The 5,213-nt window shown below is 69.1% G+C and carries 7 protein-coding genes and 1 pseudogene; 3 read left to right on the forward strand and 5 right to left on the reverse strand.

Annotation, left to right across the window (positions count from 1 at the left end):
* Position 1 precedes the first annotated feature (1 nt).
* From narH to narI, 3 genes are read left to right on the forward strand one after another with little or no spacing between them, the layout of a single operon-like run.
* Positions 2 to 1,672, forward strand: coding sequence for a nitrate reductase subunit beta (gene narH, locus RB628_RS39315; protein ID WP_318325449.1), 1,671 nt, complete (start codon positions 2 to 4; stop codon positions 1,670 to 1,672).
* The gene (narJ, locus tag RB628_RS39320; RefSeq protein WP_318325450.1) at positions 1,669 to 2,331 is read left to right on the forward strand and encodes a nitrate reductase molybdenum cofactor assembly chaperone; all 663 of its coding nucleotides are present in this window, start codon (positions 1,669 to 1,671) and stop codon (positions 2,329 to 2,331) included. The genes narH and narJ overlap by 4 nt, the downstream gene beginning before the upstream one ends.
* On the forward strand, positions 2,328 to 3,101 hold the full coding sequence (gene narI / locus RB628_RS39325) for a respiratory nitrate reductase subunit gamma (protein WP_318325451.1): 774 nt from the start codon (positions 2,328 to 2,330) through the stop codon (positions 3,099 to 3,101). Before narJ ends, narI begins: the two co-directional genes overlap by 4 nt.
* A gap of 778 nt (positions 3,102 to 3,879) precedes the next feature.
* Here the strand turns inward: narI and RB628_RS39330 are convergent.
* The 5 genes and pseudogenes from RB628_RS39330 to RB628_RS39345 form a co-directional block, all read right to left on the reverse strand.
* Positions 3,880 to 4,059, reverse strand: a complete 180-nt coding sequence (locus RB628_RS39330; protein WP_318325452.1) for a hypothetical protein — start codon at positions 4,057 to 4,059, stop codon at positions 3,880 to 3,882.
* Between the two features lie 91 nt (positions 4,060 to 4,150).
* The gene (locus RB628_RS42835; protein WP_412180800.1) at positions 4,151 to 4,315 is read right to left on the reverse strand and encodes a DUF6153 family protein; all 165 of its coding nucleotides are present in this window, start codon (positions 4,313 to 4,315) and stop codon (positions 4,151 to 4,153) included.
* Positions 4,316 to 4,380: 65 nt separating this feature from the next.
* Entirely contained in the window at positions 4,381 to 4,563 is a 183-nt protein-coding gene (locus RB628_RS39335) for a hypothetical protein (RefSeq protein ID WP_318325454.1), read from the reverse strand.
* 53 nt (positions 4,564 to 4,616) lie between these two features.
* Positions 4,617 to 4,793, reverse strand: coding sequence for a hypothetical protein (locus RB628_RS39340; protein ID WP_318325455.1), 177 nt, complete (start codon positions 4,791 to 4,793; stop codon positions 4,617 to 4,619).
* A gap of 89 nt (positions 4,794 to 4,882) precedes the next feature.
* Positions 4,883 to 5,213, reverse strand: a pseudogene (locus RB628_RS39345) (hypothetical protein); the annotation flags it as partial.

Below are 5,213 nucleotides of genomic sequence, written 5' to 3' on the forward strand. Positions count from 1 at the left end.
GATGAACCTCGACAAGTGCATCGGCTGCCACACCTGCTCGGTCACCTGCAAGCAGGCGTGGACCAACCGCACCGGGGTCGAGTACGTGTGGTTCAACAACGTCGAGACCCGCCCCGGCCAGGGCTACCCCCGCCGCTATGAGGATCAGGAGAAGTGGCGCGGCGGCTGGGAACTGAACAAGAAGGGCCGCCTTGCCCTGAAGGCGGGCGGCCGGTTCAAAAAACTGATCCAGATCTTCTCCAACCCCGTGCTGCCGTCCCTCGACGACTACTACGAGCCCTGGACGTACGACTACGAGACGCTGACCAACGCCCCGCTCCAGGAGCACACCCCCGTCGCCCGCCCCAAGTCCCTGATCTCGGGCAAGGACATGAAGATCACCTGGTCGGCGAACTGGGACGACGACCTCGGCGGCTCGGCAGCGACCAGCGAGCAGGACGTCCTGCTGAACGAGGTCTCCGAGAAGATCAAGTTCGAGTTCGAGCAGACCTTCATGTTCTACCTGCCGCGGATCTGCGAGCACTGCCTCAACCCCTCCTGCGCGGCCTCCTGCCCCTCCGGCGCGATCTACAAGCGGGAGGAGGACGGCATCGTCCTGGTCGACCAGGACCGCTGCCGCGGCTGGCGGATGTGCGTCACGGGATGCCCGTACAAGAAGGTGTACTTCAACCACCGCACCGGCAAGGCCGAGAAGTGCACCTTCTGTTTCCCCCGCGTCGAGGTCGGCCTGCCCACCGTCTGTTCCGAGACCTGTGTCGGACGGCTGCGCTACATCGGCCTGGTCCTCTACGACGCCGACCGCGTCCTGGAAGCCGCTTCCACACCCGACGACACCGGTCTGTACGAGGCCCAGCGGCAGGTCTTCCTCGACCCGCACGACCCTCAGGTCATCGCCGCAGCCGAGAAGGCGGGCATCCCCCGGGACTGGGTCGAGGCCGCCCAGCGCTCCCCGATCCACTCATTGATCAACACCTACAAGGTGGCCCTGCCTCTGCACCCGGAGTACCGGACAATGCCCATGGTCTGGTACATCCCGCCGCTGTCGCCGGTGGCCGACGCCGTTCGTGACACCGGCCGTGACGCCGAGGATCACCAAAACCTGTTCGCGGCCGTCGAGTCCCTGCGTATCCCCGTCGACTACCTCGCCCAGCTGTTCACCGCGGGCGACCCGGCACCGGTTGACGCGGTCCTGCGCCGGCTGGCAGCGATGCGGGCGTACATGCGCGACATCAACCTCGGCCGCGAGCCCAATGCCGCCATCCCGAAGGCCGTGGGCATGGGCGAAGAGCAGATGTACGACATGTACCGGCTGCTGGCCCTGGCCAAGTACGACGAGCGGTACGTCATCCCGCCCGCCCACGCCGAACAGGCCCACAAACTCGAAGAGTTGGCCACCGAGTGCAGCCTCGACCACGAGGGCGGCCCCGGCATGGGCGGCTCCGGCCCCTTCGGCGAGACCTCCGGCGGCGCCGCACCCATCGCGGTGGAGAACTTCCACGCCCTGCGCGACCGGCAGACCGCCGACATCCCGGCCACGCCCAGCGACAAGGCCACCCGAGTCAACCTCCTCAACTGGGACGGCAAAAGCTCTCCGCCCGGCCTGTTCCCGGACAAACCATCCGGCAGCGGCGCCGGCGCGGACAGCGGTGGGGAGGTCGAGCCGAAGCCATGAAAAGGAAGAACACACGCACGGCTCGAGCGGAGCCCCGCCTCTCTCACGCCTGGCAGGCCCAGTCCCTGTTGCTCGCCTATCCCGACGAGGAGTTCGAGCAGACCCTGGCCCTGGCCGCCCGGGTCGCCGCCACCCTGCCGGACCCGGTCGCCCGCCCCCTGCTCCGCTTCACCGCCCACGCCGAGCAGACCGCCCCTGCGGACCTGGCAGCCACCTATGTGACCACCTTCGACCACCGCAAACGCTGCTGCCTCTACCTGACGTACTACGCGCACGGCGACACCAGAAAGCGCGGCATCGGCCTGCTGCGGCTGAAGCAGACCTACACGGCGGCCGGATGGCGCCTGGGCGACGACGAACTGCCCGACCACCTCGCCGTCGTCCTCGAATTCGCCGCCACCGACCCCGCCACCGGAGCACGTCTGCTCACCGAACACCGCGCCGGCCTGGAACTTCTACGCCTGGCCTTGAACGACGACGGTTCACCCTGGGCCCACGTCCTGGACTCCGTCTCCGCCACCCTGCCCACCCTCGCCGGCGACGACCGTGAAGCCGTCATGCGCCTGGCCGCCCAGGGCCCGCCCGAGGAACAGGTCGGTCTCGACCCGTACGCAGCCCCCGTGTTCCTGCCCGACCCCGTCGTAGGAGTCCCCCGATGACCGCACCCGCGCAGCCCCTCACCCTGGCGGCGGAGGCAGGCACCGGTGGCATCCTGCTGTGGGTCGTCCTGCCGTACGTCGCGCTCGCGGTGTTCGTCCTCGGCCACATCTGGCGCTACCGCTACGACAAGTTCGGCTGGACCACCCGCTCCTCCCAGCTCTACGAGAGCCGGCTGCTGCGCATCGGCAGCCCGCTGTTCCACTTCGGCATCCTCGTCGTACTCCTCGGCCACATCGGCGGCCTGGTCATCCCCAAGAGCTGGACCGAAGCGGCCGGGATCAGCGAGCACACCTACCACATCGGCGCGGTCGTCCTCGGCACCATCGCGGGCGTCGCCACTCTGGGCGGGCTCGCCATCCTGATCTACCGGCGCCGCACCGTCGGCCCGGTCTTCTCCGCCACCACCCGCAACGACAAGGCCATGTACGTCTCCCTGACGGTGACCATCGTGCTGGGACTGGCAGCGACCGTGGCTGCGAACGTCGTCGTCGGCGGGGGATACGACTACCGCGAGACCATCTCCCCCTGGTTCCGCTCCATCTTCTACCTCCAGCCCGACCCCGCCCTGATGACCGAAGCCCCGGTTCTCTTCCAGCTCCACGCGATCAGCGCCCTGTTGCTGTTCGCGGCCTGGCCCTTCACGCGGCTCGTCCACATGCTCACCGCACCGCTCGGCTACCTGACCCGCCCCTACATCGTCTACCGCAGCCGCGACACCCAGCTGGGCGCCCGCGCCCCGCGCCGTGGCTGGGACCGCGTGGGGTCATGAACAGCCGGCCGGGAAACGAGTGATGCGCCGGCGCTGACAGTCGCGGCTGGCCGGGGCGGTACGTCAGATGCGGCAACTACTGGCGCTCATCCGGATGGGTGTTGTTCCTCCGCTGGCTCCGGAATCTGAGGGTGCTGGTCATGTTCCGCCCCTGGTGGGCAGGCGGCTGACAGGCCGGTCAAGGAACGGCCCCCTGCTCAGAGAACTGTCCGCCGTCCGCTCCGCACCGGCCGTGGCAGCGTCTCGGCCGGTGCGGAGCGGGAGTGCCTCCGGCGGGGGCTGTCCGGAGCCTACGCATTTGAACTGAGCTGGGAAGCGGCGCTCGCAGTTTCGTCAGGTGGTCCCATCGGTCCATGCACCGGACTTTGATCACTGGTGTCGCTGGTGAAGCGCTCCGCCTCCATCTGCCCCGGAGCGCTTCACCGCAGAGATCGTGTCCCCCGCAGGTCGTGTCGCTTTACGCCAGGGCTGAGCTTCTGATGCGTGTCGCGCTACGACGCGCCATCGTGTCCCTTTCCCAGCTGCTGCCTGTGGCTGACATCACGTTCGCCGAACCCTGTGGCCGAGGAGGACTCTACGGGCGGGAGGCAGCCGCTTGCGTACGGATGGTCATTGACCGCATTCGAACGGCGAGCACTCGGACAGCTTCGGAATCGCTCGGGCCCCGACCGTCACCCGCTGCAGGGCCTGGCCAGCCTCCAGCAGCGCGCCGCCCAGCTCGATACAGCCACGGCCGGTGAGTGGGAGGCCGCGGGAACGCCGAACGATCATGTTCCCGCTACCGGTGACGATCCGGTTGCGGGCCGCCGGGCGGCGCCGTTGTCGTATGCGCGGCGGTGCCGGGAGAGGTGTCGGCTGTGCCGGTATCGCCGTTGCTGCCGCAGGCGGCCAGGACGAGCGCGGCGGCTGCCGTGGCGGCCAGGGTGGTACGGCGGGTGAGGGAAGCGTTCGCGTTCATGGTGGAGGGCTCCTGGGATCAGAAGGGGATCAGGCATACCTGGACGCGGCGACAGGCCCGTGTGTGAGGGCGGTGTGCCGCGGGGCGTTGCCTATATCCGCAGGAGTTGGAGTTCGGCGAGTGAGGGCGGAGCGCGTCCGCCAGCCAGCTCGTAAGGCACCGGGGTGAGGGGATGTGCTGCCGTGGCGATACCGCTGGTGCCGAGGCGGCCGGGGCCGGGATCACGGCGGGGCCGGGGATCGCCCCCGAGGCGCACATCTGGTCCGCGTGGCTTGCGTGCCGCCCCGCGCTGCCGCAGTCATCGGTGTGGCACGCGTATGGCTAATCGGCATCAGCCACCATCGGGCGTGCGGTATGCGATCCGGTGTGTCCGGAGGGGACCGGGCTCGCGGACGCCAGGCCGTGCATGCCCACAAGAGCGACCAGCACCGTGAGGACCAGCAGCACCCGCAGCCGCAGCGTCGGCCGCGGCCACGAAGACGGCGTCGGCGCGCTCGGGCTCACAGCGTCATGGTAGGTGCGGCCGGGGTCAGGCGCGCGGGCTTGCAGCCCTGGTCTCAGCGCACGGTGAGGGTGCCTTTCATGTTCGGGTGGATGGTGCAGATGTAGGAGTAGCTGCCGGTTGTGGTCGGAGCGGTGAAGGTGACTGTTGCGCTGCCTGTGATGTTGCCGGTGTCGAACGTCGTCTTGTTTCCGGTGGCGGTCACGGTGTGCGGGACCGAATCCCGGTTCACGACAATGATCTTCGCTCCGGGCGTACCTGAAGATCCGCCGGGCTGAAGGTGAAGTTCTCGATCACGATGCGCGCGCCGTGCCGGGGCCGTCACTGGGCGCGGCGGACGAGGGGCTGGTGGCGGGGGCGGTGCCGTTGCCGCCATTTGAACAGCCGGCCAGGACGGACGAGGATGACGGTACGGCGACGAGCAGCGCCCACAGCACGCGGTTGCGCCCCGTCTCGCAGGCCCATCCGCACGCCTGCCGCCACCTGGTCGACGGCCGAGCCGGGTCCGGCATGGCGGCGGGGCCGGGCGACGCGGCTGGTGGCGATGATCACTGCCCAGCCGGCCGCAGTCGCCGCGGCGGCCCAGGTCAGGGCCCAGCCTAGACCCGTACTTCGCGGGTCGTTGATTCGTATGGTGTGGCCGGTCGGGGGG

Origin of the sequence: Streptomyces sp. ADMS, assembly GCF_033441795.1 — a bacterium.
Taxonomy (GTDB): Bacteria; Actinomycetota; Actinomycetes; order Streptomycetales; family Streptomycetaceae; genus Streptomyces.